This window comes from Streptomyces sp. NPDC025784 (assembly GCF_055558435.1).
The window spans coordinates 73,568-97,640 of sequence record NZ_JBVHMN010000008.1 but is presented as its reverse complement, the minus strand read 5'-3'; the positions used below and the strand labels follow the sequence as shown (position 1 = coordinate 97,640).

The window sequence follows — 24,073 nt, the reverse complement described above, 5'->3', positions numbered from 1 at the left end:
AGTCCGTGCCCCATGAGGCAGGAGGACCCGGGAAGTGTTCACCGGAATCGTCGAAGAGCTGGGTGAGGTCACCGCCGTCGAGATCCTCGACGACGCCTCCCGTTTTCGTCTGCGCGGCCCCGTCGTCACGCAGGGCGCGCAGCACGGCGACTCCATCGCCGTGAACGGCGTCTGTCTCACGGTGGTCGAGCACGAGGGCGACGAGTTCACCGCCGACGTCATGGCGGAGACCCTGAACCGCTCCAGCCTCGGTGCCCTGGCCGTCGGCTCCCGCGTCAACCTGGAACGTCCCATGGCCGTGGGCGAGCGCCTCGGCGGACACATCGTGCAGGGGCACGTCGACGGCACCGGCTCGATCATCGAGCGCAAGCCGTCCGAGAACTGGGAGATCGTCAAGATCTCGCTCCCCGCGGACCTCTCCCGCTACGTGGTCGAGAAGGGTTCGATCACCGTGGACGGCATCAGCCTCACGGTCGTCGACGCGGGCCCCGACCACTTCACGGTCAGCCTCATCCCCACCACCCTCGACCTGACCACGCTCGGCCACAAGCAGCCCGGCGACCCGGTCAACCTCGAGGTCGACGTGATCGCCAAGTACGTCGAGCGGCTGCTCGGCGGGCGCGGCGACCAGCCGGCCGGCGTGCCCGGCACCGAGGGAGCCACCCGGTGAACTGGCTCAACTCCGAGGCCTTCGTCCTGTTCGACCAGCACATCAAGTGGTCGGACATGGCGGGCAACGTGATCGGTCTGATCGCCCTCGCCCTCGGCTGGCGGCGCTCCATATGGAGCTGGCCCGCCCAGTTCGTCTCGGGCGTCATCCTCTTCGCGGCCTTCGCGACCGCCCATTACTCCGGCAGTGCGGGCAAGCAGGTCGTCGTCATGGTCGTCGCCGTGTACGGCTGGTGGCAGTGGAACCGCGGCAAGGGCCAGGACGGCTCCGTCGCGGTCCGCTTCGCCACCTGGCGCGAGCGCGCGGCGATGGCCGGTGCCGCCGCCGTCGGCACGGTCGCCGTCGCCGGCCTGTTCCTCGCCTACCCGTCCCTGTCCTGGGACCCCTGGCCGGACGCGTACATCTTCGTCGGCACGATCGTGGCGATGTACGCCCAGGCGCGCGGCATGGTCGAGTTCTGGTTCGCCTGGCTGCTCGTCGACGTCGTGGGCGTACCGCTGAACTTCGCCAACGGCTTCGCCTTCTCCGGATTCGTCTACGTCCTGTACGGCGCGCTCGTCCTGTGGGGCATGCGCGACTGGTGGCTGCGCTCCCGAAAGGCCGGGCAGCCCGTCATGGAAGGAGCCCCGGCATGACAACCGCGCCGGTTCGGTACAGCATCGGGCACGACCAGGATGCCTCCGACTTCGCTCTCGACCCGATCGAGCAGGCCATCGCCGACATCGCGGCCGGCCGCCCCGTCGTGGTCGTCGACGACGAGGACCGGGAGAACGAGGGCGACCTCGTCATCGCCGCCGAGAAGGCGACCCCCGAGATCGTCGCCTTCATGATGAGCGAGTGCCGCGGCCTGATCTGCGCACCCATGGAGGGCGACGAACTCGACCGGCTCCGGCTCCCGCAGATGGTCGACGACAACACCGAGTCGATGAAGACCGCGTTCACGGTGTCCGTGGACGCCTCCGCCGCCCACGGTGTGACCACCGGCATCTCGGCGTCCGACCGGGCCACCACGCTCCAGCTCCTCGCCGACGGGACCGCCCGGGCCGACGACTTCGTCCGCCCCGGGCACATCTTCCCGCTGCGCGCCAGGCCCGGCGGTGTCCTGGTCCGCAACGGCCACACCGAGGCCGCCGTCGACCTGGCCCGGCTCGCCGGGCTGCGCCCCGCCGGCGCGATCGTCGAGATCGCCGGCGAGGACGGCCGGATGCTCCGGCTGCCCGAGCTGATCCCGTTCGCCCGCAAGCACGGCCTGACGATCGTCTCCATCGAGGACCTGATCGCCTACCGGCGCTCCCTCAAGCTCTCGGCCCCGCCCGAGCAGGGGGGACCGTCGGCCGAGCCCACCGTGCGCCGTGAGGCCGAGGTGCACCTGCCCACCGCCTTCGGCGAGTTCACGGCCTACGGCTACCGCTCCACCGTCGACGGCGTCGAGCACGTCGCCCTCGTCCACGGCACCGTCGGCGAAGGCGAGGACGTCCTCGTCCGCGTCCACTCCGAGTGCCTCACCGGCGACGTCTTCCACTCGCAGCGCTGCGACTGCGGCCCCCAGCTCCAGACGTCCATGCAGCGCATCCAGGCCGAGGGCCGCGGCATCGTGGTCTACCTGCGCGGTCACGAGGGACGCGGCATCGGGCTGCTCTCCAAACTCCGCGCGTACGAACTCCAGGAACGCGGCCGGGACACCCTCGACGCCAACCTGGAGCTGGGCCTGCCCGCCGACGCCCGGGACTACGGCGCGAGCGCCCAGATCCTCGAGGATCTCGGCGTGCGGAGCCTGCGCCTGATGACCAACAACCCCGACAAGACCGACGCGCTCGTCCGGCACGGCCTCCAGGTCACCGGACGCGAACCGATGCCCGTCCTGGCGGGCGAACACAACCTCCGCTACCTGCGCACCAAGCGGGACCGGATGGGACACGATCTGCCCTGGCTCGACACGACCACCGTGTCGGCCTGCAGCAACCAGTAACACGGCAACACCACCGAACAAGCAGCACCAACGGCAACACAGCACAGCGGCACTGAGGAGAGACGTGAGCGGCAAGGGTGCACCCGAACTGTCCGTACGCAACTGCGGCGACCTGCGCGTCGCGGTCATCGCGGCACAGTGGCACGAGAAGGTGATGGACGGCCTCGTCGACGGCGCGCTGCGCGCCCTGCACGAGCTGGGGATCGACGAGCCGACCCTGCTGCGGGTCCCCGGCAGCTTCGAGCTCCCGGTCGTCGCCAAGGTCCTCGCGGGCCGCGGCTACGACGCGATCGTCGCGCTCGGAGTCGTCATCCGCGGCGGGACCCCCCACTTCGACTACGTGTGCCAGGGGGTCACCCAGGGCCTCACCCAGGTCTCCATCGACACCGGCGTCCCCGTCGGCTTCGGCGTGCTGACCTGTGACACCGAGGAACAGGCCCTGGACCGCGCGGGCATCGAGGGCTCGAACGAGGACAAGGGTCACGAGGCGGTGACCGCCGCCGTGGCGACGGCGGCCACACTCCGTTCAGTATCCGAACCCTGGCGCTGAGGTACGGCCACGAGCGCGTAGGGTGGGCAGCACCATGTCCAAGAAGACGTTCGAGGAGCTCTTCACCGAGCTCCAGCACAAGGCCGCCAACGGCGACCCCGCCACTTCGCGTACCGCCGAGCTGGTCGGCAAGGGTGTCCATGCCATCGGCAAGAAGGTCGTCGAAGAGGCCGCAGAGGTCTGGATGGCCGCCGAGTACGAGGGCAAGGACGCCGCCGCCGAGGAGATCTCGCAGCTGCTCTACCACGTCCAGGTGATGATGGTCGCGCGCGGGATCTCCCTCGACGACGTGTACGCCCACCTCTGAGCCGCACCAGCAATCCACACACAGACGCACGAACGAAGGAAGCCGACCTCATGCTGCGCATCGCCGTCCCCAACAAGGGTTCCCTGTCAGGCCCTGCGGCGGAGATGCTGCATGAGGCCGGCTACCAGCAGCGCCGGGAGTCCAAGGAGCTGCGGATCGTCGACCCGGAGAACGAGGTCGAGTTCTTCTACCTCCGCCCCCGCGACATCGCGATCTACGTCTCCTCCGGCCGCCTCGACATCGGCATCACCGGCCGGGACCTGCTCATCGACTCGGGCGCCAACGCGGAGGAGATCCTCCCGCTCGGCTTCGCCCGCTCCACCTTCCGCTTCGCCACCAAGCCCGGTACCGCGAACGGCGTAGCGGACCTGTCCGGCATGACGGTCGCCACCTCCTACGAGGGCATCGTCGCCAAGCACCTCGCCGACCACGGCATCGACGCCTCCGTCGTCCACCTCGACGGCGCCGTCGAGACGGCCATCGAGCTGGGTGTCGCCGAGGTCATCGCGGACGTCGTCGAGACCGGCACCTCGCTGCGCAACGCGGGCCTGGAGGTCTTCGGCGACCCGATCATGAAGTCCGAGGCCGTCGTCATCCGCCGCGTCGGCGCCGACACCTCGGAGGAGGCCGAGCCCAAGGTCCAGCAGTTCCTGCGCCGCCTCCAGGGCGTCCTGGTCGCGCGGACGTACGTGATGATGGACTACGACTGCCGCGCCGAGCACCTGGAGAAGGCCGTCGCGCTCACCCCGGGGCTGGAGTCGCCGACCATCTCGCCGCTGCACAACGAGGGCTGGGTGGCCGTCCGGGCCATGGTCCCCGCCAGGGAAGCCCAGCGGATCATGGACGACCTGTACGCCCTCGGCGCGCGGGCCATCCTGACCACGGCCATCCACGCCTGCCGGCTCTGACGGGACGCAGAACATGTCGGACAACTCCGCGCCTCCCGCGCTCCCCGTCACCTTCCGGCCGTCCCGCACCCGGGCCGTGCTGCTCATCGGCGGAGCCGCCATCTTCGTGGTCATCACGACGGTCGCACTGCTCCTCGAACAGCTCAGCCCGGGGGAGCGGACCAGCTTCGTCTTCACTGCGGCGCTGCTCTTCGGCGTACTCCTGCTGCTCGCCCGGCCCAAGGTCGTCGCCGACGAGACCGGCGTCACCGTGGTCAACATCGCCAGCAGAAGGCACCTGGAGTGGGCCGAGATCCTCCAGGTCAACCTGCGCCCCGGCGACCCCTGGGTGTTCCTCAACCTGAGCGACGGCACCAGCCTGCCCGCGCTCGGCATCCAGCCGGGCATCGCCAAGCAGCGCGCGATCGAGGACGCCCGCGCCCTGCGCGCCCTCGCCGAGGCCCGGGCCATCGGCGAGCCGCACGGACGACGTGACGAACATCTGGGCTGACTCTCGCCCTTCCACCCTGCCCCGAGGGCCCATGTCTTGATTAACCTGTTGGCGGAGGCGTTTTCGTTGCGCCTCCGCCTTCGATCCGCCACCCGGCGTTTCCGAGGCCCCCTGCTACCCGAGGAGTGACTCCCTCCAGCGATGGACGGATCGTCCTGTAGTACCTGCGCCGCCCCCTCCCGACATACCGAGGCGGCGGCATGACCATCCCCCTGCTGCTCCTGGGAGCGGCGTTCCTGCTGATCCTCGCCAACGGCTTCTTCGTCGCGGCGGAGTTCGGCCTCGTCACGGTCGAGCGCCCCGACGCCGAGAAGGCCGCGGCCGAAGGCGACCGACGGGCCGGTACCGTGGTCGACTCCCTCAAGGAGCTGTCCTTCCAGCTCTCCGGCACCCAGCTCGGCATCACCATCACCTCGCTCGTGGTCGGCATGCTCGCCGAACCGGCGCTCGCCGAGCTGCTGCACGGCCCGTTCACCGCGATCGGCCTCCCCGAAGGCGCCGTGCCCGGTGTCGCCGTGGTCGTCGGCATGCTGCTCGCCTCAGCCGTGCAGATGGTGGTCGGTGAGCTGGTGCCCAAGAACTGGGCGGTGTCCAGGCCCCTCCAGGTCGCCCGATTCGTCGCGGGCCCCCAGCACGTCTTCTCCCGGCTCTTCCGGCCGGTGATCGCCGCGCTCAACACCGTCGCCAACCGGCTGGTGCGCGCACTGGGCGTCGAACCCGCCGAGGAGCTGGCCTCCGCCCGCACCCCCGGCGAACTCGTCTCCCTGGCCCGGCACTCGGCACAGGCCGGCGCCCTGGAGCAGGACACCGCGGACCTGTTCGTGCGGACCATCTCGCTCGCCGACCTGACGGCCCAGCACGTCATGACGCCGCGCGTGAAGGTCAGCGCGCTCCAGTCGTCGGCGACCGCCGAGGACGTCGTCAACCTCACCCGCGCCACCGGCCTGTCCCGATTCCCCGTCTACCGGGAGCGGATCGACGAGATCGTCGGCATGGTGCATCTCAAGGACGCCCTGGCGATCCCCTCGCACGACCGGCTGCGCACCCCGGTGGGCCGGATCGCCCAGGCACCGCTGCTCGTCCCGGAGACGCTGCCCGTGCAGCCGCTGCTGGAACAGCTGCGCAGCGAACAGCCCATCGCCGTCGTCGTCGACGAGTACGGCGGTACGGCGGGTGTCGTCACCCTGGAGGACATCGTCGAGGAACTCGTCGGCGAGGTCCACGACGAGCACGACGACGTCCTCAACGAACTCCCCGAGCTCGCCCCCGCCCCGCCCGAGGACGGGCGGCCCGCCTGGGACGCAGACGGCAGCTGCCGCGTCGACGTCCTCCAGCGCATAGGCCTCGACGTGCCCGAGGGACCGTACGAGACCGTGGCCGGCCTGGTCGCCGATCTGCTCGGCCGGATCCCGGCCCCCGGCGACCGGGCCGAACTGCCGGGCTGGCGTCTGTCGGTACGCCAGGTCGGGCACTACCGCGCCGAACGCGTCCGCCTGGTGCGGACCGCGCCCGTCCCGGAGGCCGTCCGATGAGCGTGCTCCAACTTCTCTTCGCCGCCCTGCTGGTGCTCGCCAACGGCTTCTTCGTCGGCGCCGAGTTCGCCCTGGTCTCCGTGCGGCGCAGCCAGATCGAACCGCTCGGGACCGCACGGGCCCGACGGGTCCTGTACGGCCTCGAGCGCCTCCCGCAGATGATGGCCGCCGCGCAGTTCGGCATCACCGTCTGCTCGCTGACGCTCGGCGCCGTCGCCGAACCGACCGTCGCCCACCTGCTGGAGCCGGTCTTCGAGGCGGCGCATCTGCCGGACGGGCTGATCCACCCGCTCGGCTACGTGATCGCGCTCGCCCTCGTCGTGTTCTTCCACCTCGTCATCGGCGAGATGGTGCCGAAGAACCTGGCGATGGCCGCGCCCGAGAAGACCGCGCTGTGGCTCAGCCCCGGTCTGGTGGCCTTCGCACGGCTGTGCCGTCCGGTGACCGTCGCCCTGGGAGCCTGCGCGCGGGTGATCCTCAAGCTGTTCCGCGTCGAGCCCAAGGACGAGGTCGAGGCGGTCTTCACCAGCGAACAGCTCAACCGTCTCGTCGAGGACTCGGGCCAGGCCGGTCTCCTCGACCCCGAGGAGCAGGAGCGCCTGGAGGACGCCCTGGAGCTGGGCTCCCGCCCGGTCACCGACGTCCTGCTGGACCGCGATCTGCTGATCACGGTGGATCCCTCGGTCACTCCCGGCCAGGTCGTCGCGCTCACCGCGCGCACCGGGTACTCGCGTTTCCCGGTGGTCGCCGAGAACGGCGCCTTCATGGGCTGCTATCTGCACGTGAAGGACGTCCTCGACCTGGAGGAATCCGACCGGGCGGTGCCGCAGCACATGTGGCGCCCGATGACGACCCTGCGGGCCGAACTTCCCCTGGACGACGCCCTCACGGTGATGCGCCGCGCCGCCACGCACCTCGCTCAGGTCGCCGACGCGTCCGGCAGGGTCCTGGGGCTCGTGGCGCTGGAGGACGTCCTGGAGCTGCTGGTGGGCGAGGTCCGCGACCCGGCGCACCGGGAAGCCACGCCGCTGCGTGTCTCGGAGCCGCGCCCGAGCGAGGCACCGGAGGAGGCGCTGGCCGGCTGAGCCGTCTCCGGCCTCCCGCTCGGCCGCGGGCCGGCGGAGGCTTGTCGCGCGCTTCCCCGGGTCCCTGAAGGGGTCCGGGGAACCGCGCGTTCATGGACGGGACCGGAGGTGCCGCCCCGAAGCGAGGTGCGGCGCGCGCTCACAGCGCCGACGGATCCTGGGGCCCCCGGCCGGAGAGCACCTCCCCGTACGCCTGCATCAGATCCGGCAGCCGCAGGGTGGACAGGTCGTCGCGCGACAGGGTCCCCGGGTAGCCCGACAGTCGCAGGTCCCGGTACGCGCAGCTCTTCTCGTACAGCGTGCGAAGGAAGCGGCCGTTCCCGAGCTCGTCGATCCAGCCCTGGTCGACGACGTGACCGCTGATGGAGCGGAGCTCGTCGAGTGCCTCGTCGTCCCAGACGTCGCCGTTCTCGGCGGCCAGCACCTCGCCGATGGAGGTGAGTTCGAGGGGGCGGTAGGAGGGGAAGTCCACGCGGGTCGTGAACCGGGAGGAGAGACCGGGGTTGGCGGCCAGCAGGCGGTCCATGCCCTCCGGGTAGCCGGCGAGGATGACGACCAGGTGGTCGCGGTTGTCCTCGGCCCGCTTCAGCAGGACCTGCAGGGCCTCGTCGCCGTACGCGTCGCCCTTGCCGTAGCCGGAGTTGGACAGCGAGTACGCCTCGTCCACGAAGAGGACGCCGCCGATCGCGGAGTCGATCAGCTCGTTGGCCTTCACGGCGGTCTGCCCCAGGTACTCGCCGACCAGGTCGGCGCGCTGGGCCTCCACCAGATGGTCGCCGCCGAGGAGCCCGAGAGCGTAGAAGACCCGGCCGAGGATGCGGGCCACGGTGGTCTTGCCGGTGCCGGACGGGCCGGAGAAGACGAAGTGCCGCTTAGGCGGCTGCACGGGCAGGCCCTGACCGGCCCGCAGCCGCGCCATGTTCAGCTGCGCGGACAGCGCCTTGACCTGGCGTTTCACGGGCTCCAGGCCCACCATGCGCTCCAGCTCGGCGAGCGCCTCCTCGAGTAACGCGGGGTCGGTCGGGCCCGTGGGCAGCGGCTGCACCGGCAGCACGACCTTCTCCCGCACCGAGTCGGCCTCGGGCGGCAGCCCGCCCGGTGGCGCCAGTCCGGGCTCCGAGATCTTCAGGTCCCGCCCTTCGGCGCCGAACAGCGGGTCCACGCCGTCCGGGCCCTCCATGACGTCCTGTCCCATGCCGGCCAGGCTGATCGCCGCGAGGTCGGCGGCGGCGTCGTCGTACCCGTCGCCCTCGGCGATGGCCGCCAGCCGGGCCGAGGTGTCCATGAAGGAGGGGTCGACCCTGTGCACGGCCCGGTACAGCGGCAGTGCCGCGGCGGACCGTCCGGTGCCCTCGTGCGCCCGGGCCAGCCAGTACCGCAGCTCCTTGCGCTGCGGCTGCTCGCTGCGGCAGCGCATCAGCGCGGAGGAGAGCAGCGGCTCCGCCTGCCCGTACATCTCCAGACGCACCCGTGCCATACCGCCGAAGAGCCCGGCCTCTATGCCGAGCATCGGATCGTCGATCAGCGGGTCGGTGTGCCGGACCAGCTGCTCCCAGTCCTTGACCAGATAGGCGCGACAGGCGTGCAGGAACCGCACCTGATGATCGGCGTCCACGGGCGGCAGGCCGGCCAGCGCCCGGTCCAGTTCAGGGACATGGCGTCCGTCGAGCCAGTGCGAGGCGTGCGCCAGCAGCAGGTCGCGCGGGCTCTCCAGCACCGGCTGGACCCACCAGCCGAGCCAGTACCAGGAGTTGAGCGTGCGCCGGTGGCGGGTGCGCTGCTCGCCGAAGCGGTCGCGGTGGCGGAACATCCGCAGCAGCGCGGTCGTCGTGTCCACCCGCAGTGCGTGCAGGCCGAGCCAGCCGTCCGCCATGCCCGGGTCGATCCGGACCGCGGTACGGAACTCCTCCTCCGCCTGCGGGTAGGCGCCCATCGTGTAGGCGTCCACGCCTCGCAGCCAGGCGAGGTCGGCCGGGGCCTCGGGGCCCTGCGTGCCGAATTCCATCGCGTCCCCCCACAAACCGTGCCCCCGATGATCGGGGAGTGCCTCGTGGACCCGCACCCCCTCGCCGCCGGGCCGGTACCCGTCGACAACTTGGCCGAACTGCTGTGCCGCGGACGGGAGTTGCGCCGGTGCACTGAGCAGCCGTCCGAAGGTCGCACCGAGGGCATCGTACCTGCGGCACAGGGGCGGGCCGAAGGGTGCCGCACACCCCGTTCCACGAGGTGGGAGCAGATGGGGCGCACTGTGCTCGGTCACCGAGGGTGAACGAATCACGGCGCGCGGCGTCCGAAAAGGGTGGTGTGGGCAGAACGAAGCCCCCGATCACGGGGGAACAACCGGGGGCTTCGCGAATGCGGGCGGCTCCCAAAGGCCGCACATTCAGAACGTAAGTCCTGTACGGCCCCCCGGTCAAGCCGAGTTGGAGCACTCACGGAAGTTCGTTCGCAAGGATCTTCACAAGTTCAGCACATTGCGGATGGTCCGTCACCGTGAGTGATGGAGGAGTCCGGCCCGGGGGTCCCAACAGGTCCCTTCAGTACCTCGTATCCCTCAGGACACTGCCGCACCAGAAGGTCGGCGAAGGGGCGCGAAGGGTCCTCGGCGAAGTGCCGGCGCTCGGCACGGACCCATCCGTCCCAGAACGCGCTCTGCGCCTCGCCGTCCCGTCGCTGCCCTCGCGTCCAGGCCTCCTCGTGCGGCAACTCCATCCACAGCAGTCGCGCGAGGAAGGGTCGCAACGCCCGGCGGCCGGCGCCGACGCCCTCCAGCAGGATCACCGGCGCGGCCGGCAGTTCGCGGGACGGCCCGAAGGTCCGGGCCGTCCAGTCGTAGGGGGTGTACCGGGCGGGCTCCCCGCGGTGCAGTGGCTCGACCACCTGGCGCAGCAGCCGTCCGGTCCAGGCGAAGAGCTCCTCGTGCGTGGCGACGTCGTCCAGGTGCAGCACGGGGGCGCCGTCCAGTGCCACCGCCAACTGCCCGGCGAATGTGGTCTTTCCGGAGCCCGCGTGCCCGTCGATGCCGACGAGGCGGACCGGGCCGCAGGACGGCGGCAGCCGGAGCAGTTGTGCGGCGAGGTCGTGAATGGTGTTTCCCGGGGGAGGTGCGGGGTCGGCAGGGGCGTGCACGGCGGTGCGGAGGAGGTGTCGGGCATATTCCTGGGGAACATTCTATCGAGTGCTGTTCGCGGCAGGTGCGCGGCCGCACAATAGTGCCGCATTGAACTACCTTTTGAACAATCCCCAGGATCCGCTTTCGCTTCCTCCATAAGATGTCGACACAGCGGAACCAGGTATTTCGGAAACCCCGTTCCGGCTTCCCTTGATGCTGAGTAGGGTGCCTGTTGCGCAACTGCGAAGTGTCGTACGGGGACGGACAGGGGAAGATGGCCGCGGGGTTATTCGAGGGGCAGTATGTGTGGCATCCGGCGGCCGACGACCGCAGACTCGCGAGTGTCTGTGTGGATGTCCGTGCCGGCCGCTATCTGAGTGCCCGTGAGGCCCTGGAGGAGACACGCTCCGACTTCGGACTGCGTGCCCACCGTTCCCTGGTGGTGGCCTCCGAGGCCGCCGATTCCGACCTCGCCGAACGCTGGCTGGCCGAGGAGCCGTCCCCCGAGGCGGCGCTCCTGTGGGCACGTGTGGCCGTGCTGCGGGCACTGCGCGCGGCCGACACCAAGGACGGCCGCGCCGAGGCCCTGGAACGGATCGCGCTGACCGCCTGCGAGCGGGCCGCCGCCATGATCCCCGCCGATCCCACGCCCTGGGCCGCCAAACTGTCCATGGCCCGGCTGCACGATCTGCGCGAACCCGCGCCGCAGGGGCTGCTCACCGCGCCGCCCGGCCCCTGGCGGCTGTTCTCGCACATCCTCCGCCTCGACCCCTGGCACCGCGAGGGCCACCATCGGTTCCTGGCCTTCTTCTTCACCCGCCACGGCGGTTCGGTCAACGCCGCCTGGGACGTGGCCGCCTTCCTGAGCCAGCGTGCCCCCGCCTCCTCGCCGCTGCGACTCCTTCCGCTGGTGGCCCTGGTGGAGAGCTACAACCCCTCGCAGCTCCTGGTCGACCGGACCTGGGAGCAGCCCCAGTGGCGTTCCACCGCGCTCGCGATCTACCAGAACTGGCTCCCCGAGGTGCCGGGCTACCGGTTCACCCCCGTGCTCGACCTGTCCTACCTGGCCCACGCCCTGTTCATGTCCCAGCGCGAGTTCGAGGCGCGCGCGGTCTTCACCGCGATGGGGCCGTACGCCTGCCGCATGCCCTGGAGCGTGTTCGGCGAGCCCGAGGAGCAACTCTCCCGAGCCCGCCGGACGTGCGGCATGCCGGTGCCGGGAGCCGCCTGACCGACCGGCTGCCCGGGCCGGCCCCCACAGTCTTCCGGCCAACCCCCCAGAGAAAGGTCAGTTGTGTCAGAACGGATATCGGTCCCACGTACCGGAGGGCGCACGGGTGAGGAATCCGCCGCGCTCGACGACGACGCGACACTTCATGCGATGGGATATCCGCGAAAACTGACGCGCCGATTCCAGGCGTTCGACAATTTCGCGATCTCCTTCACCATCATCAATATCATCTCGGGAATCTTCTCGTCCTTCGGATTCGGTATGAATGCCGGTGGTCCGCGCATTCTCGTGTTCGGCTGGATCGGCGTGTCCGTGATGGTGCTTTTCATCGGCGCCGCCATGGCGGAAGTGGCATCCGCCTATCCGACCAGCGGGGCGCTCTATTTCTCCGCGGGAAAGCTCGCCAAGCGGCACAAGGGCGCATGGTCGTGGTACACGGGATGGCTGAATTTCGTGGGTCAGGTGGGCGGCACCGCGGCCACCGGGTACGCGGCCGCCACGTTCATCCAGGCCTTCGTCGCGCTCCAGTGGGACTCGTACGAGCCGACCGCGCACCAGACCGTCCTGATCACGATGGTGATCATCGTGCTCCAGGGTCTGGCCAATACCTACACGGTGCAGCTGGTCGCCGTGCTCAACCGGATCTCGGTGTGGTGGCTGCTGATCGGGCTCGTCGTGATCGTGAGCACACTCGTCGTGATGCCCGATCATCACCAGTCGGCTTCGTTCGTCACGCATTTCGAGAACAACACCGGTTTCACCAACGGCCTTTACGGGGGGATGCTCGGCCTGCTGGTCACCAGTTGGACCTTCACGGGCTTCGACGGCAGCTTCCACATGTCCGAGGAAACGGTTCGGGCCACGGTCAACGCGCCCAAGGGGATCACGCGCGCGATCGGCTATTCGGCGGTCACCGGGCTCGTCCTCATGCTCGCCCTTGTGTACAGCATTCATGATTATGACCAGGTGGCGGGCTCCTCGGCGCCGCCGGTGCAGATTCTCATCGACGGGCTTGGCATGGGCACGGCAAAGGCCATCCTGCTCATCGTCATCGGCGCCATGCTCTTCTGCGGCCTGGCCAATCTGACCAGCAACACCCGGCAGATCTTCGCCTTCTCCCGGGACGGCGCGATGCCCGGCTCGCGCTGGTGGCACTCGGTCTCGCCGCGCACCCGCACCCCCGTCAAGGCCGTCTGGCTGGCGGTCGGCTGCTCGCTGGCGCTCGTCCTGCCGGGCTGGTGGTCGCACACCGCCTTCACCGCCATCGTCAGCGTCAACGTCGTCGGACTCTTCCTCGCCTACGCCGTGCCCATCTTCCTTCGGCTGCGGCTGGGCGACGAGTTCCGGCCCGGCCCCTGGAACCTGGGCCGCTGGAGCAGGCTCATCGGCTGGGTGGCGGTGATCTGGATCCTCGCCAGCAGTGTGCTGTTCATGCTGCCGCAGGTCTCGCCCATCACCGGCGACACCTTCAACTACGCGTCCATCGCCCTGGCCGTGGTGCTCGTGGTCGCCACGGTCTGGTGGTTCGCCACGGCCCGCCGCCGCTTCCAGGGTCCGGTCAGCTACGGCCGGCCCGACGAGGTCGCGGCGATGGACCTCATCTGACGGCCGTCCTCTCGGTGTCCGACGGCCTTCGCGCGGCGCGTCCGACGTCCCCTCCCCGGCCCGGCCCCCGCCGGTCCGGGGAGAGGCTCCGCAGGTCATGCCAGTGGTCCCGACCAATATTGGTGGACGCGACGCGAGCCGAAGTGCTGGCAGAACTCGGTGTCCGGCGTCCATAGTTGGCCCACCACCGTGCATTGGGCCCGCCCGTTCCGGACACCTGGGGGTCATCCACCCATGAGCAGAGCCGAACAGCCGTCCCGTAGAACCGTCCTGGCCGCCGCCGTCGCCGCGGCGGCCGTGGGCGCCGCGAGCCCGCCGGCCGCCGCCGCACCGGCGCGCCACGGGAGAGCACCGGGCGGCCTCGTGGACAACCGCGCCTGGACCTCGTACTCCGACTGGCGCGGCGGCACCGCGAAGGGCACGCGCAGCGTGTCCGGCGCCCGCCCCGGGGTGGTGATCGCGGCCCCGGCCGGCACCACGGACTACACCGATCCGCACACCGGCAGGACCTCCACCTGGGAGTACGCCACCTGGACCTCGCCGGTCCACAAGCTCGCCGTGCCCGCCACCGAGGCCATCGCCTCCTGGAACGCGGACACACCGGCGGGCACCTGGCTCCAGGTCGAACTGACGGGCACGTACTCCGACGGCACGAACACCCCCTGGTACGTGATGGGCCGATGGGCGGCCGGCGACCAGGACATCAAGCGGACGTCCCTGGACGACCAGAGCGACGGCAAGAGCAGCATCTGGACGGACACCTTCTCCATCGACGACGCCGCCTCGGGCCTGCGCCTCGTCTCCTACCGGCTGCGCCTGACCCTGTACCGGACCCCGGGCAGCCGCATCACACCCGTCGTGTGGCGGCTCGGCGCGATGGGCTCCGACGTGCCGGACCGCTTCACCGTCCCGGCCTCGACCCCGGGCCTCGCCCAGGAACTCGCGGTGCCGCGCCTGTCCCAGGAGATCCACGCCGGGCAGTACCCCGAGTACGACAATGGCGGCGAGGCCTGGTGCAGTCCGACCTCCTCGCAGATGATCATCGAGTACTGGGGCCGCCGGCCCACCGCCGAGCAACTGTCCTGGGTCGACCCCGCGTACGCCGACCCCCAGGTGTGCCACGCGGCACGCTTCACGTACGACTACCAGTACGGCGGCTGCGGCAACTGGCCCTTCAACGCCGCCTACGCGGCGACGTACCCCGACCTCCAGGGGGTGGTGACCCGACTCGGCTCGCTCACCGACCTGGAGACGCTGATCGCCGCCGGCATCCCGGCCATAACGTCCCAGTCGTTCCTCAAGACCGAACTGACGGGCGCGGGCTACGGCACCTCGGGCCACCTCATGACCGTCATAGGGTTCACGGCCGACGGCGACGTGATCGCCAACGACCCCGCGTCGCCCAGCGACCAGGCCGTGCGCCGCGTCTACAAGCGGCGCGAGTGGGAGAACATCTGGCTGCGGACCAAGCGGTACAACGCCTCCGGCAACGTCGTCTCCGGCACGGGCGGCGTCTGCTACCTGTACTTCCCGGCGCAGCCCTCGTCGCGGCAGCGCAAGGCGCTCGCGGCGGTGGGCATCCGCTGACCCAGGGAGGGCGGCCCCTCCTCCCCGCCGTGGAGGGGCCGCCCGGGGCGGTCAGCCCTGGACCGGGGCGACCACCCAGTCGGGGTGGTTCGGCATCGGCGGCGTCTTCGCCCCGTACAGCCACGGGTGCAGGAAGCCGTCGAGATCCTCGCCCGCCACCTTCGAGGCCAGGTCGACGTAGTCCCGCGTGCTCGCCGTCTTCCCCTTGTACGTCGTCACCCAGGCGCGCTCGATCTTCCCGAAGGTCTCCTCGCCGACCTTCTCGCGCAGCGCGTACAGGACGAGCGCGGAACCGTCGTAGCGCATCCGCTTGAAGAGGTTCGGCTCGGTCGGCTCGGCCGGGGCGCCGTAGTCGTGGCGCCACTGGTCGTGGTTCGTGTACGCGGTCTTCATGGCGGCCTCGAAGGTGTCGCCGCCGTGCTCCTGCGAGTACTGCCGCTCGTAGAACCGCGCGTGGCCCTCGCTCAGCCACAGGTCGGACCAGGTCTTGATGCCCACGCTGTCACCGGTCCACTGGTGGGCCAGCTCGTGCACGAGATTGCGCTCGGCGTCGACCCGCGTGCCCAGCAGATCGGCCTTCGGTACCAGGGAGAGCGTCTGCGTCTCCAGCGCCACGCCCAGGTCGGTGTCGCCGACGAGGACGCCGTAGCGGTCGAACGGGTAGGGGCCGAGGCGCTCCTCCAGCCAGGCGATGTGGTCGGCGGTGAGCTCGCGGTACTCCTCGGTCGGCGCCACCAGGTCGTCCGGGACCACATCACGTATCGGCAGCCCGTGCGGGCCGGTGCCGTCGACGAAGGTGAACCGGCCGATCGCCAGTTGCGCGAGCTGCGTCGCCAGCGGCTGCTCGGAGTCGTATGTCCACTTCACGCGCCCGTCGGCCTGCTCGGTGCGCCCGGTGAGCTTGCCGTTGGCAACCGCGGACAGCCCGGCCGGAGTCGTGATGTGGAAGGTGATGGGCGCGCGGCGGCTGGGATGGTCGTTCGAGGGGAAGATCATCTTGGCGCCGTCGGGCTGCGGATAGAGCACCGTGCCGTCCGGTGTGGGGATCCAGCCGTAGTCCTCGATGGCGTCGTCGCGGTGCCGGATCCGGGTCGGGTCGGCCGTGTAGGTGACCTTGACCGTGAAGGCCCTGCCCCGGGGCAGGGCCGCCTTCGGGGTGATCACGAGCTCGTCCCCGTCGCGCACGGCGGTGGCCGTCCTCCCGTTCACGGTCACCGCGTGCAGGGTGTTGCCGGCGAAGTCCAGGTCGAAGCGGGACAGGGCCTGCGTCGCGGTCGCCCTGATCGTGGCGGAGGCCTCGAAGGGCGTCCTCGGGGCCTGCCAGTCGAAGTCGAGGGTGTAGGTGCCGACCTCGTAGCCGCCGTTGCCGTCGAGCGGGAAGATCGGGTCGCCGAGCCCGGCCGCACCGGGCGAGGGGGCCTCGGACGTGGCAGGCGCGGCCTGGGAGACGGGACCGGTCAGGGCGGCCGCCACGGTGATCGCCGCCGCGAGGGCCAGGCGAGCTGTGCGGCGGGGCGTCCGGAACGTGCTCATCGAAGACCTTTCGGTTGGCTGACCACTTTCGTGTGAGGAGACGCACAGTCCCCGCGCATCGTTGTGGAATCACGGGCCATTCGAACCACGTCGAAGTGTGTGCGTGACCCAGGTCTCTACCGCCGTGACCCCTGCCGGTGGCAAGGTGGACGAGTCGGTGGGGAGCCGGCCGAAGCGGGGGGACGCCACCGCACCACTACGTCAGCGAGATGCCATGACCGCGACCTCCGCCACCAGCTCCCGTGCCCGTGCCCGTACCGGCGGGCCGCAGGAAGACGGCCCCAAGATCCTCGAGCACGTCCTGGGCTGGACCCTGGTGGTGGTCGTGGCGATGCTGATCACCCAGCTCGGACTTCTCTGATCACTCGGCTCGCACTGCTCCGATCCCCGCCGACGCCTCCGCGCCCTTCGGGGGCAGCACACACCTCGGACCGCTCGTGTGCCGCTGACCTCCGCTCCCGGCCCGTGCGCCGGGCGAGCGCGTGGGCGATCGACGGGAGTCGAACGAGCAGGTGGCCCAGGTCTGCCATACTTCCGATGTCCTGTCGGCAGGTGGAGACTTGGGCCGGAATTGAATAATAGTCAACAACGCGACGTCGACCGTCCCCGGGCGCGCGGCACCGACCGCTCACTGGCGCGCCGCGCCGAACTCATCGCCATCGGACGGAAGCTCTTCGCCGACACGTCGTACGACGCGCTGTCGATGGACGACATCGCGCGGCAGGCGCATGTCGCCAAGGGGCTGATCTACTACTACTTCAAGTCCAAGCGCGGCTACTACCTCGCCATCGTCCAGGACTCCGTGGCGGATCTGATCTCCCGGGCGGCGAGCGGCCTCGAACTGCCTCCCGACGAACGGGTGCACCGCACGATCGACGGCTATCTGCGGTACGCCGAGCACAACCAGGCCGCGTACCGCACGATCATCACCGGGGGCGTCGGCTTCGACACCGAGGTGCAGGCCATCCGGGAGGGCGTGCGCGAGGTCATCGTCGAGACCATCGCCGAAGGGGCGTGGGGTGCGCGCCGTTTCGGCGGCGAGGGCGGGAGCACGGGCGCGCGGCGTGGCATCGCCCCGTTGCCGCGCATGGCTCTGCTCGGGTGGCTGTACAGCGTCGAGGGGGCCACCCTCGACTGGATCGGCGATCCGGCGCTGCCACGCGACACCATGCGCGAACTGCTGGTGAAGATGCTGGGCGGCGCGATGCGTGCCGTCGAGGAGCTCGACCCCTCCTATCCGGCCCCCGAGGCCGCCCGCCGGGACGACGTCTGAGCGTTCCCGCGCCCGGATCCCCGGGCATCCGCGCGAACGCGACAGGGGCGGGGACCGCCGTGGGTCCCCGCCCCTGTCGCCGTACAGCCGCGGCTAGTTGATCGACTTGATCAGTTCGCCGTTCGACGTGTCACCGCTCAGTTCCCAGAAGAAGGTGCCGCCCAGGCCCTGCGCGTTCTTGTAGCTCATCTTGCCGGCGATGGTCGACGGGGTGTCGTAACTCCACCAGTTGTTGCCGCACTTGGCGTACGCGGTGCCGCCGACCGTGCCGGTCGCCGGGCACTTGGTCTTGAGCACCTTGTAGTCGTCGATGCCCTGCTCGTACGTGCCGGCCGCGGGACCCGTCGCCGTGCCGCCCGGCGCCGCCTGCGTCACTCCGGTCCAGCCGCGGCCGTAGAAGCCGATGCCGAGCAGCAGCTTCGAGGCCGGGATGCCGAGGCCCTTGAGCTTCGCGATGGTCGCGGACGTGTGGAAGCCCGCCTTCGGGATGCCGGTGTACGAGTTCAACGGCGAGTGCGGAGCCGTCGGGCCCGCCGTGTCCCAGGCCCCGAAGAAGTCGTACGTCATCGGGTTGTACCAGTTGACGTACTGCGCCGCGCCCGCGTAGTCGGCGGCGTCGATCTTGCCGCCGGCGGTGGCGTCCGCGGTGATCGCCGCGGTGACCAGGTTGCCGCTGCCGAACTTCGTCCGCAGCGCCGACATCAGGTTCTTGAACGCCGCCTTGCCGCTGGTGTCACAGGTGTTGCCGCAGGCGTTCGGGTACTCCCAGTCGATGTCGATGCCGTCGAAGACGTCCGCCCACTTGGAGTTCTCGACCAGGTCGTAGCAGGACTGGGCGAACGCGGCCGGATTGCGCGCGGCCTCGCCGAACCCGCTCGACCAGGTCCAGCCGCCGAAGGACCACAGGACCTTGAGGCCGGGGTGCTTCTTCTTGAGCTTGCGCAGCTGGTTGAAGTTGCCGCGCAGGGGCTGGTCCCAGGTGTCGGCGACGCCGTCGACGGACTGGTCGGCCGTATAGGCCTTGTCCGTCGCCGCGTACGCGTCTCCCATGGCGCACTTGCCACCGGTGACGTTGCCGAAGGCGTAGTTGATGTGGGTCAGCTTGGCGGCCGAGCCGGAGGTCTCGATGTTCTTGACGTGGTAGTTCCGGTCGTAGACACCCCATTCGGTGAAGTAGCCGACGACTTTGGATCCGGCCGCGGCCGCCTGCGCGGTGCCGGCCTGTGCGGTGCCTGCGGTGCGGGACTCGGGCGTGGCGGTCGCGGTGCCGGCACCGGCGAGCAGTCCGGCGCCCAGGACGGCGCAACAGGCGGCGGACAGGAGCGCCCGGAAGGAGGCGCGGGGGCGGTGCGGTCTGAGCATCGTGTCTCCTCGTGGGGGAGGGGAGCGTGTGGGGGCGATGGTGCTTGGACCTGCCGACGGCCGCGGGGCCCGCCCGTTGCGGGCCGCTCGACCCGTCGGATGCCAGGCCGCGGAGGCCTGTCGATGCCGGTTGGCATGAACGCGTTAAGGCGTTGGGGGAACCCTAGGAGGACTAGACCAGTGCGTCAATGGTTCGTACCAATTTCCCTTTCTTTGAGTAAGCGGTCGTTAACTGGTGACTCGGTGCCTCCGATCGGGCATACTCACAGCGCCACAGCCGCTGATCAGCGCGTTCCGCAACCCGGAGCGGGAGCATCGGCTGGGCCAGGTGAGACCCGGCGGAGCAGCCCCACCCAGGTGTGCGTCCGCCGATGTGCCCGACAGGGAGGAGAGCGTCGCCATGCCCGACCGCGCCCCGCAGCCGGTGGACCGTCAACTGCCCACGGACGAGGCCCGGGATCTGATCTCGCTCGTCCGCGACATCGCGCAGCGTGAGATCGCCCCGAAGGCGGCCGAGGAGGAGGACGCCGGACGCTTCCCGCGTGACGTCTTCGGGCTGCTGTCCGAATCGGGTCTGCTCGGTCTGCCCTACGACTCCGAGTACGGCGGAGGCGACCAGCCGTACGAGGTCTACCTCCAGGTGCTCGAAGAGCTCGCCGCGGCCCGTCTCACCGTCGGCCTCGGCGTCAGCGTGCACACCCTCGCCTGCCACGCCCTCGCGAACTACGGCACCAAGGAGCAGCAGGTCGAGCACCTGCCCGCGATGCTCGGCGGCGGACTCCTCGGCGCGTACTGCCTCTCCGAGCCGTCCTCCGGGTCGGACGCCGCCTCACTGCGCACCAAGGCCGTGCGCGAGGAAGGGGACGCCTCCCGCGCGAGCGGCTCCGAGGGCGGGGGAGACTGGGTGATCACCGGCACCAAGGCCTGGATCACGCACGGCGGCGTCGCCGACTTCTACACCGTGCTCGCCCGCAGCGGCGGGCAGGGGCCCCGCGGCATCACGGCCTTCCTGGTGCCGGGGGACGCCGAGGGGCTGAGTGCCGCGCCGCCGGAGAAGAAGATGGGCATGAAGGGTTCGCCCACCGCCCAGGTCCACCTGGACGGAGTGCGGGTCTCCGACGACCGCCGGCTCGGTGACGAGGGCCAGGGGTTCGCCATCGCCCTGTCGGCGCTCGACTCCGGACGCCTCGGCATCGCGGCCTGCGCCATCGGCCTGGCCCAGGCGGCGCTCGACGAGGCCGTCGCCTACGCGACCGGCCGTCAGCAGTTCGGGCGTCCCATCTCGGACTTCCAGGGTCTGCGCTTCATGCTCGCGGACATGGCGACGCAGATCGAGGCCGGCCGGGCGCTGTACCTGGCCGCGGCACGGCTGCGCGACGCGGGCCGGCCGTTCTCCAAGCAGGCGGCCATGGCCAAGCTGCTGTGCACGGACACGGCGATGAAGGTGACCACGGACGCGGTGCAGGTGCTCGGCGGCTACGGCTACACCGCCGACTTCCCCGCCGAGCGCTACATGCGCGAGGCCAAGGTGCTCCAGATCGTCGAGGGCACCAATCAGATCCAGCGCATGGTCATCGCCCGTCACCTCGCGGGTCCCGACTCGCGCTGAACTGCGCGTACCCGTACATCGCCGACGGGGCGGCCAGCCTGACCCACTCCGGGTCGTGCCGCCCCGGCAGTGTGCGTCCGCGATCGGCCCAGGCGCGGATCAGAGCGCGGTAGATGGGCGGATCCGGGTTCGGCGGGGGCCCCTGCCGAACCGGTTCTGTCGGAGCGGGGACGAAGATCCGGCGCCGACGACCGGTCGCGGAGTAGGTGGGGGTCATACCGGGGCAACGCGCGGGTGGCCGGGCAGGTCACCCGTGCTCGGAATCGACCGTGAGTTCACTCGAAGCCCGTACGGGGGCCCGCCGGGCGCGGCGCCTGGACGCCGACGGGCGGGCCCCTGTCCGGCGCGCCTCACCGCGTGGTCGGCGTGCTCACGGTCGCCGTGGGGGCGCACATCTGGCGTGGCCCGCCCGTGACCGGTGCTTTCGCATCGGGTGCGTGGGGCGCGCGCATCCGGTGAGGCGGTCCGCCGAGCCGTCCCCCTCGGCCGCACGCGGTTGCCCCGCGGGCCCTCCGACCCGGGCGGGTGTCGTGCTCGGTCAGGGTGCCGGCTGCGGCGTGCGGCCGGGCTGGGGCCTCGCCCGAGGCGCGGCGGCCCTGTGTGGGGTGCTCCGCCGCCCCGGGGCCCGAGTGAGGCTCCCGGCGCCGGAGGGTGCCCCGTGACGTGCGGAGCCGGGCGTCCCGCCCTCACCGGGCACCGTCCGGCGCGTGACGCCCGGCGTCCGGGCCGGGGCACGGCACGCGACGCCGAGGCGCTCCGCCTGGACACGGCATGCGGTCGCGGGCCGTATCGCCCGGACGATCCACGGGGTGGCGCGTCGGGTCGCCCGGACGATGCACGGCGTGGTGCGTCGTGTCGCCCGGACAGGGCATGTCGGTGCGGGTCGTGCCGCCCGGCGTGCGGGATCTGGCCGTGCGGCGACATCTGACGTACCGTCAATTCGCCGTCGTGCCCGGGCCGCATCCTGTCGCGCGATGTCGACCGCCGTGCGTCCAGGGAGGCCTGCCGTGCCCGACGACCGTCCCGTTGCCCTCGACGAGTACCCGGTGCACCAGGTGCCCCTGTCCATGAGGCACGTCGCCACCGGCGACCGGAACGCGTACGACCGCTGCATCTTCCACGTCCTCGACCACCAGGGCCGAGCGCTGCTGATCCTCGGCCTCGGCGTCTATCCGAACCTCGGTGTGATCGACGCCTACGCCACCTTGCGGCTCGGAGACCGCCTGCACGCGGTACGGGCCTCGGACGCGCTCGGCGACGACCGCATGAACCTCACCGTCGGCCCGCTGCGGATCACCGTCGAGGAGCCGCTGCGCCGCCTGCGCCTCCGGTCGGACGACGACTCCCTGTCCTACGACATCACCTGGACCGCCGACTTCCCGGCGCTGTGGGAGCCGCACCACATCCAGCGCCGCGGTGACCGTCTGACGCTGGAGGGGCGCCGCTTCGTGCAGGCGGGCGGCGTCCAGGGGGTCATCCGCGTCGACGGCGAGGAGATACCCGTCTCGGCGCGCGAGTGGACCGGCACCCGCGACCGCAGCTGGGGAGTGCGTCCGACCCCGGGGGAGGAGGGCGGCCGGCTCGCGGAGGAGAACCCCACCGAGGGATTCCACTGGATCTGGTGCCCCGTCCGCTTCGACGACCGTTTCCTCATGGTCGTCGTGCAGGAGGACGCCGACGGGCATCGCACGCTCAACGACGCCACCCTCGTGCGCGAAGGCCGCCGCGATCTCCAACTCGGCTGGCCCCAGGCCGACATCACCTACCGGTCCGGTACGCGCGAGCCCACCTCGGCCGTCGTCCACCTCGCGGACCCCGTCGACCGCAAACCCCTGGAACTGGGCGTGCAGGTGCTGACCTCGTCACCGCTCGCCGTCGGCGCGGGCTATCCGCCCGCCGACGACTGGCAGCACGGCACCTGGCGCGGTCGCGACTGGACCGACCGCCGCGTCTACGACCTCGCCGACCCCGCCGCGCATCCGCTCGCCGCGTACGGAGTCGTCGACCACGCGGCCCGCTTCACCCTCGCCGGGCAGGTCGGTCACGGGATCTTCGAGCACGGCTCGTTCGGCCGCCACGACCCGAGCGGCTTCACCGGCTTCGACTCCGTAGCGCCCTGATGGGAGTGGTCAGATGGCCACCGCACCACGCCCCCGCACGACCACCCGCGAACCCGAGGAACTGGCGCGTCGGCTGACCGCCTGGCTGCGGACCAGACTGCCCGGGGCCGAGGCCGTCGACGTGACGGTCCCCGCGTCCAACGGAATGTCCAGCGAGACCCTCCTGTTCGACATCGAGCATCCCGAACCACCCCTGCGTGGCTGCGCGTTGAGACTCGCCGCGGACCCGTCGGCGTACACCGTGTTCCCCGTGTACGACATGCCGCGCCAGTACCGCACCATGCGCCTGGTCGGCGAGCGCACCGACCTGCCGGTGCCGCGGGTGCTCTGGCTCGAGGAGGACCCGGTGCCGCTCGGGGCGCCCTTCTTCGTCATGGAACGGATCGACGGGCGCGTGCCACCGGACGTGATGCCCTACACGTACGAGGGGAACTGGTTGCACGCGGCGAGCGACGACGAGCGCGCGCACCTGGAGGCGGCGTCGATCGGGCTCCTGGCCCGACTGCACGACCAGGTGCCCGTGAAGGAGGCCGACTTCCTGGCGCTGCCCGGCGACGGCAGTCCGCTGCGCCGGCATGTCGCATCCCAACGCGCCTACTACGCATGGGTGACTGACGGCCTGTCATCCTCGCCGCTCATCGAGAGCGCCTTCGACCGTCTTGAGGACCTCTGGCCGCGCGAGGAGGGCGAGTCGGTGCTCAACTGGGGTGACGCGCGCATCGGGAACGTCGTGTACGACGGCTTCGAACCGGCCGCCGTCCTCGACTGGGAGATGGCGGCACCGGCCCCGCGCGAGGTCGACCTCGGCTGGACCGTCTATCTGCACCGCTTCTTCCAGGACCTCACCGTGGGCTTCGGTCAGGCCGGCCTGCCGGGTTTCCTGCGCCGCGACCGCGTCGAACGGCGCTACGCCGAACTCACCGGCCACGTACCGCGGGACATGGACTTCTACACCCTGTACGCCGCGCTGCGGCACGCGATCGTCATGCTGCGCGTCGCCTACCGCCAGGCGCACTTCGGCGAGGTCGCCGTACCGGCGGATCCGGACACACTGATCCTGCACCACGGCAGCCTGCGTGCCATGGTGCAGGGCAGTTACTGGGACGGACCGGGCGTCGGCAGCTGAGTCC

21 protein-coding genes are annotated in these 24,073 nt (G+C 70.7%); 17 read left to right on the top strand and 4 right to left on the bottom strand.

Features of this window, described 5'->3' with window-relative positions:
• Positions 1-34 precede the first annotated feature (34 nt).
• The 9 genes from ACZ4IF_RS19530 (at position 35) to ACZ4IF_RS19490 (ending at position 7,511) form a co-directional block, all read left to right on the top strand.
• On the top strand, positions 35-670 hold the full coding sequence (locus ACZ4IF_RS19530; protein WP_467564425.1) for a riboflavin synthase: 636 nt from the start codon (positions 35-37) through the stop codon (positions 668-670).
• The gene (locus ACZ4IF_RS19525) at positions 667-1,305 is read left to right on the top strand and encodes a nicotinamide mononucleotide transporter family protein (RefSeq protein ID WP_345657782.1); all 639 of its coding nucleotides are present in this window, start codon (positions 667-669) and stop codon (positions 1,303-1,305) included. Before ACZ4IF_RS19530 ends, ACZ4IF_RS19525 begins: the two co-directional genes overlap by 4 nt.
• On the top strand, positions 1,302-2,639 hold the full coding sequence (locus tag ACZ4IF_RS19520) for a bifunctional 3,4-dihydroxy-2-butanone-4-phosphate synthase/GTP cyclohydrolase II (RefSeq protein WP_467564423.1): 1,338 nt from the start codon (positions 1,302-1,304) through the stop codon (positions 2,637-2,639). The genes ACZ4IF_RS19525 and ACZ4IF_RS19520 overlap by 4 nt, the downstream gene beginning before the upstream one ends.
• 64 nt (positions 2,640-2,703) lie before the next feature.
• Complete coding sequence (gene ribH, locus ACZ4IF_RS19515) at positions 2,704-3,189, top strand: 6,7-dimethyl-8-ribityllumazine synthase (protein WP_095932990.1); 486 nt, start codon at positions 2,704-2,706, stop codon at positions 3,187-3,189.
• Between the two features lie 34 nt (positions 3,190-3,223).
• The gene (locus ACZ4IF_RS19510) at positions 3,224-3,496 is read left to right on the top strand and encodes a phosphoribosyl-ATP diphosphatase (RefSeq protein ID WP_028803646.1); all 273 of its coding nucleotides are present in this window, start codon (positions 3,224-3,226) and stop codon (positions 3,494-3,496) included.
• A gap of 50 nt (positions 3,497-3,546) precedes the next feature.
• Positions 3,547-4,404, top strand: coding sequence for an ATP phosphoribosyltransferase (hisG, locus tag ACZ4IF_RS19505; RefSeq protein WP_467564420.1), 858 nt, complete (start codon positions 3,547-3,549; stop codon positions 4,402-4,404).
• A 13-nt stretch (positions 4,405-4,417) separates the two neighbouring features.
• A complete protein-coding gene (locus ACZ4IF_RS19500; RefSeq protein WP_467564418.1) occupies positions 4,418-4,894 on the top strand; it encodes a PH domain-containing protein in 477 nt (158 codons plus the stop codon).
• A gap of 200 nt (positions 4,895-5,094) precedes the next feature.
• Positions 5,095-6,426, top strand: a complete 1,332-nt coding sequence (locus tag ACZ4IF_RS19495; protein ID WP_467564416.1) for a hemolysin family protein — start codon at positions 5,095-5,097, stop codon at positions 6,424-6,426.
• The gene (locus ACZ4IF_RS19490; RefSeq protein ID WP_467564415.1) at positions 6,423-7,511 is read left to right on the top strand and encodes a hemolysin family protein; all 1,089 of its coding nucleotides are present in this window, start codon (positions 6,423-6,425) and stop codon (positions 7,509-7,511) included. Before ACZ4IF_RS19495 ends, ACZ4IF_RS19490 begins: the two co-directional genes overlap by 4 nt.
• 139 nt (positions 7,512-7,650) lie before the next feature.
• Here the strand turns inward: ACZ4IF_RS19490 and ACZ4IF_RS19485 are convergent, their stop codons facing one another.
• Together ACZ4IF_RS19485 and ACZ4IF_RS19480 are read right to left on the bottom strand one after the other, a co-directional pair.
• Positions 7,651-9,516: an AAA family ATPase gene (locus ACZ4IF_RS19485; protein WP_467564413.1), complete on the bottom strand. Its 1,866-nt coding sequence runs from the start codon at positions 9,514-9,516 to the stop codon at positions 7,651-7,653.
• A gap of 461 nt (positions 9,517-9,977) precedes the next feature.
• On the bottom strand, positions 9,978-10,640 hold the full coding sequence (locus ACZ4IF_RS19480) for a uridine kinase family protein (protein ID WP_467564411.1): 663 nt from the start codon (positions 10,638-10,640) through the stop codon (positions 9,978-9,980).
• A gap of 257 nt (positions 10,641-10,897) precedes the next feature.
• On the opposite strand from ACZ4IF_RS19480, the gene ACZ4IF_RS19475 reads away from it, so the two are divergent.
• From ACZ4IF_RS19475 to ACZ4IF_RS19465, 3 genes are all read left to right on the top strand, one after another.
• A complete protein-coding gene (locus tag ACZ4IF_RS19475) occupies positions 10,898-11,854 on the top strand; it encodes a hypothetical protein (protein ID WP_467564409.1) in 957 nt (318 codons plus the stop codon).
• Positions 11,855-11,917: 63 nt separating this feature from the next.
• Positions 11,918-13,459: an amino acid permease gene (locus ACZ4IF_RS19470; RefSeq protein WP_467564407.1), complete on the top strand. Its 1,542-nt coding sequence runs from the start codon at positions 11,918-11,920 to the stop codon at positions 13,457-13,459.
• Positions 13,460-13,693: 234 nt separating this feature from the next.
• A complete protein-coding gene (locus ACZ4IF_RS19465; RefSeq protein WP_467564405.1) occupies positions 13,694-15,046 on the top strand; it encodes a peptidase C39 family protein in 1,353 nt (450 codons plus the stop codon).
• A gap of 51 nt (positions 15,047-15,097) precedes the next feature.
• Here ACZ4IF_RS19465 and ACZ4IF_RS19460 read toward each other — a convergent pair whose 3' ends face one another.
• Positions 15,098-16,579 carry a M1 family metallopeptidase gene (locus ACZ4IF_RS19460; protein WP_467564403.1) on the bottom strand — a complete coding sequence of 494 codons (1,482 nt, stop codon included), beginning with the start codon at positions 16,577-16,579 and terminating at the stop codon, positions 15,098-15,100.
• 214 nt (positions 16,580-16,793) lie between these two features.
• Between ACZ4IF_RS19460 and ACZ4IF_RS19455 the strand changes: the two genes are divergently transcribed.
• Positions 16,794-16,940: an SCO1431 family membrane protein gene (locus ACZ4IF_RS19455; RefSeq protein ID WP_107469320.1), complete on the top strand. Its 147-nt coding sequence runs from the start codon at positions 16,794-16,796 to the stop codon at positions 16,938-16,940.
• A 210-nt stretch (positions 16,941-17,150) separates the two neighbouring features.
• Positions 17,151-17,852, top strand: coding sequence for a TetR/AcrR family transcriptional regulator (locus ACZ4IF_RS19450; protein WP_467564400.1), 702 nt, complete (start codon positions 17,151-17,153; stop codon positions 17,850-17,852).
• 93 nt (positions 17,853-17,945) lie between these two features.
• On the opposite strand, the gene ACZ4IF_RS19445 is transcribed toward ACZ4IF_RS19450, so the two are convergent.
• Positions 17,946-19,214 carry a glycoside hydrolase family 18 protein gene (locus tag ACZ4IF_RS19445; RefSeq protein WP_467564398.1) on the bottom strand — a complete coding sequence of 423 codons (1,269 nt, stop codon included), beginning with the start codon at positions 19,212-19,214 and terminating at the stop codon, positions 17,946-17,948.
• Positions 19,215-19,614: 400 nt separating this feature from the next.
• Between ACZ4IF_RS19445 and ACZ4IF_RS19440 the strand changes: the two genes are divergently transcribed.
• From ACZ4IF_RS19440 to ACZ4IF_RS19430, 3 genes are all read left to right on the top strand, one after another.
• Positions 19,615-20,823, top strand: a complete 1,209-nt coding sequence (locus tag ACZ4IF_RS19440) for an acyl-CoA dehydrogenase family protein (RefSeq protein ID WP_467564396.1) — start codon at positions 19,615-19,617, stop codon at positions 20,821-20,823.
• 1,007 nt (positions 20,824-21,830) lie between these two features.
• Positions 21,831-22,943, top strand: a complete 1,113-nt coding sequence (locus ACZ4IF_RS19435) for an Rv3169 family protein (RefSeq protein WP_467564395.1) — start codon at positions 21,831-21,833, stop codon at positions 22,941-22,943.
• 13 nt (positions 22,944-22,956) lie between these two features.
• Positions 22,957-24,069 (top strand): phosphotransferase family protein, encoded by a 1,113-nt coding sequence (locus ACZ4IF_RS19430; RefSeq protein WP_467564393.1) that lies wholly within the window; start codon positions 22,957-22,959, stop codon positions 24,067-24,069.
• The last annotated feature ends 4 nt before the right edge of the window (positions 24,070-24,073 follow it).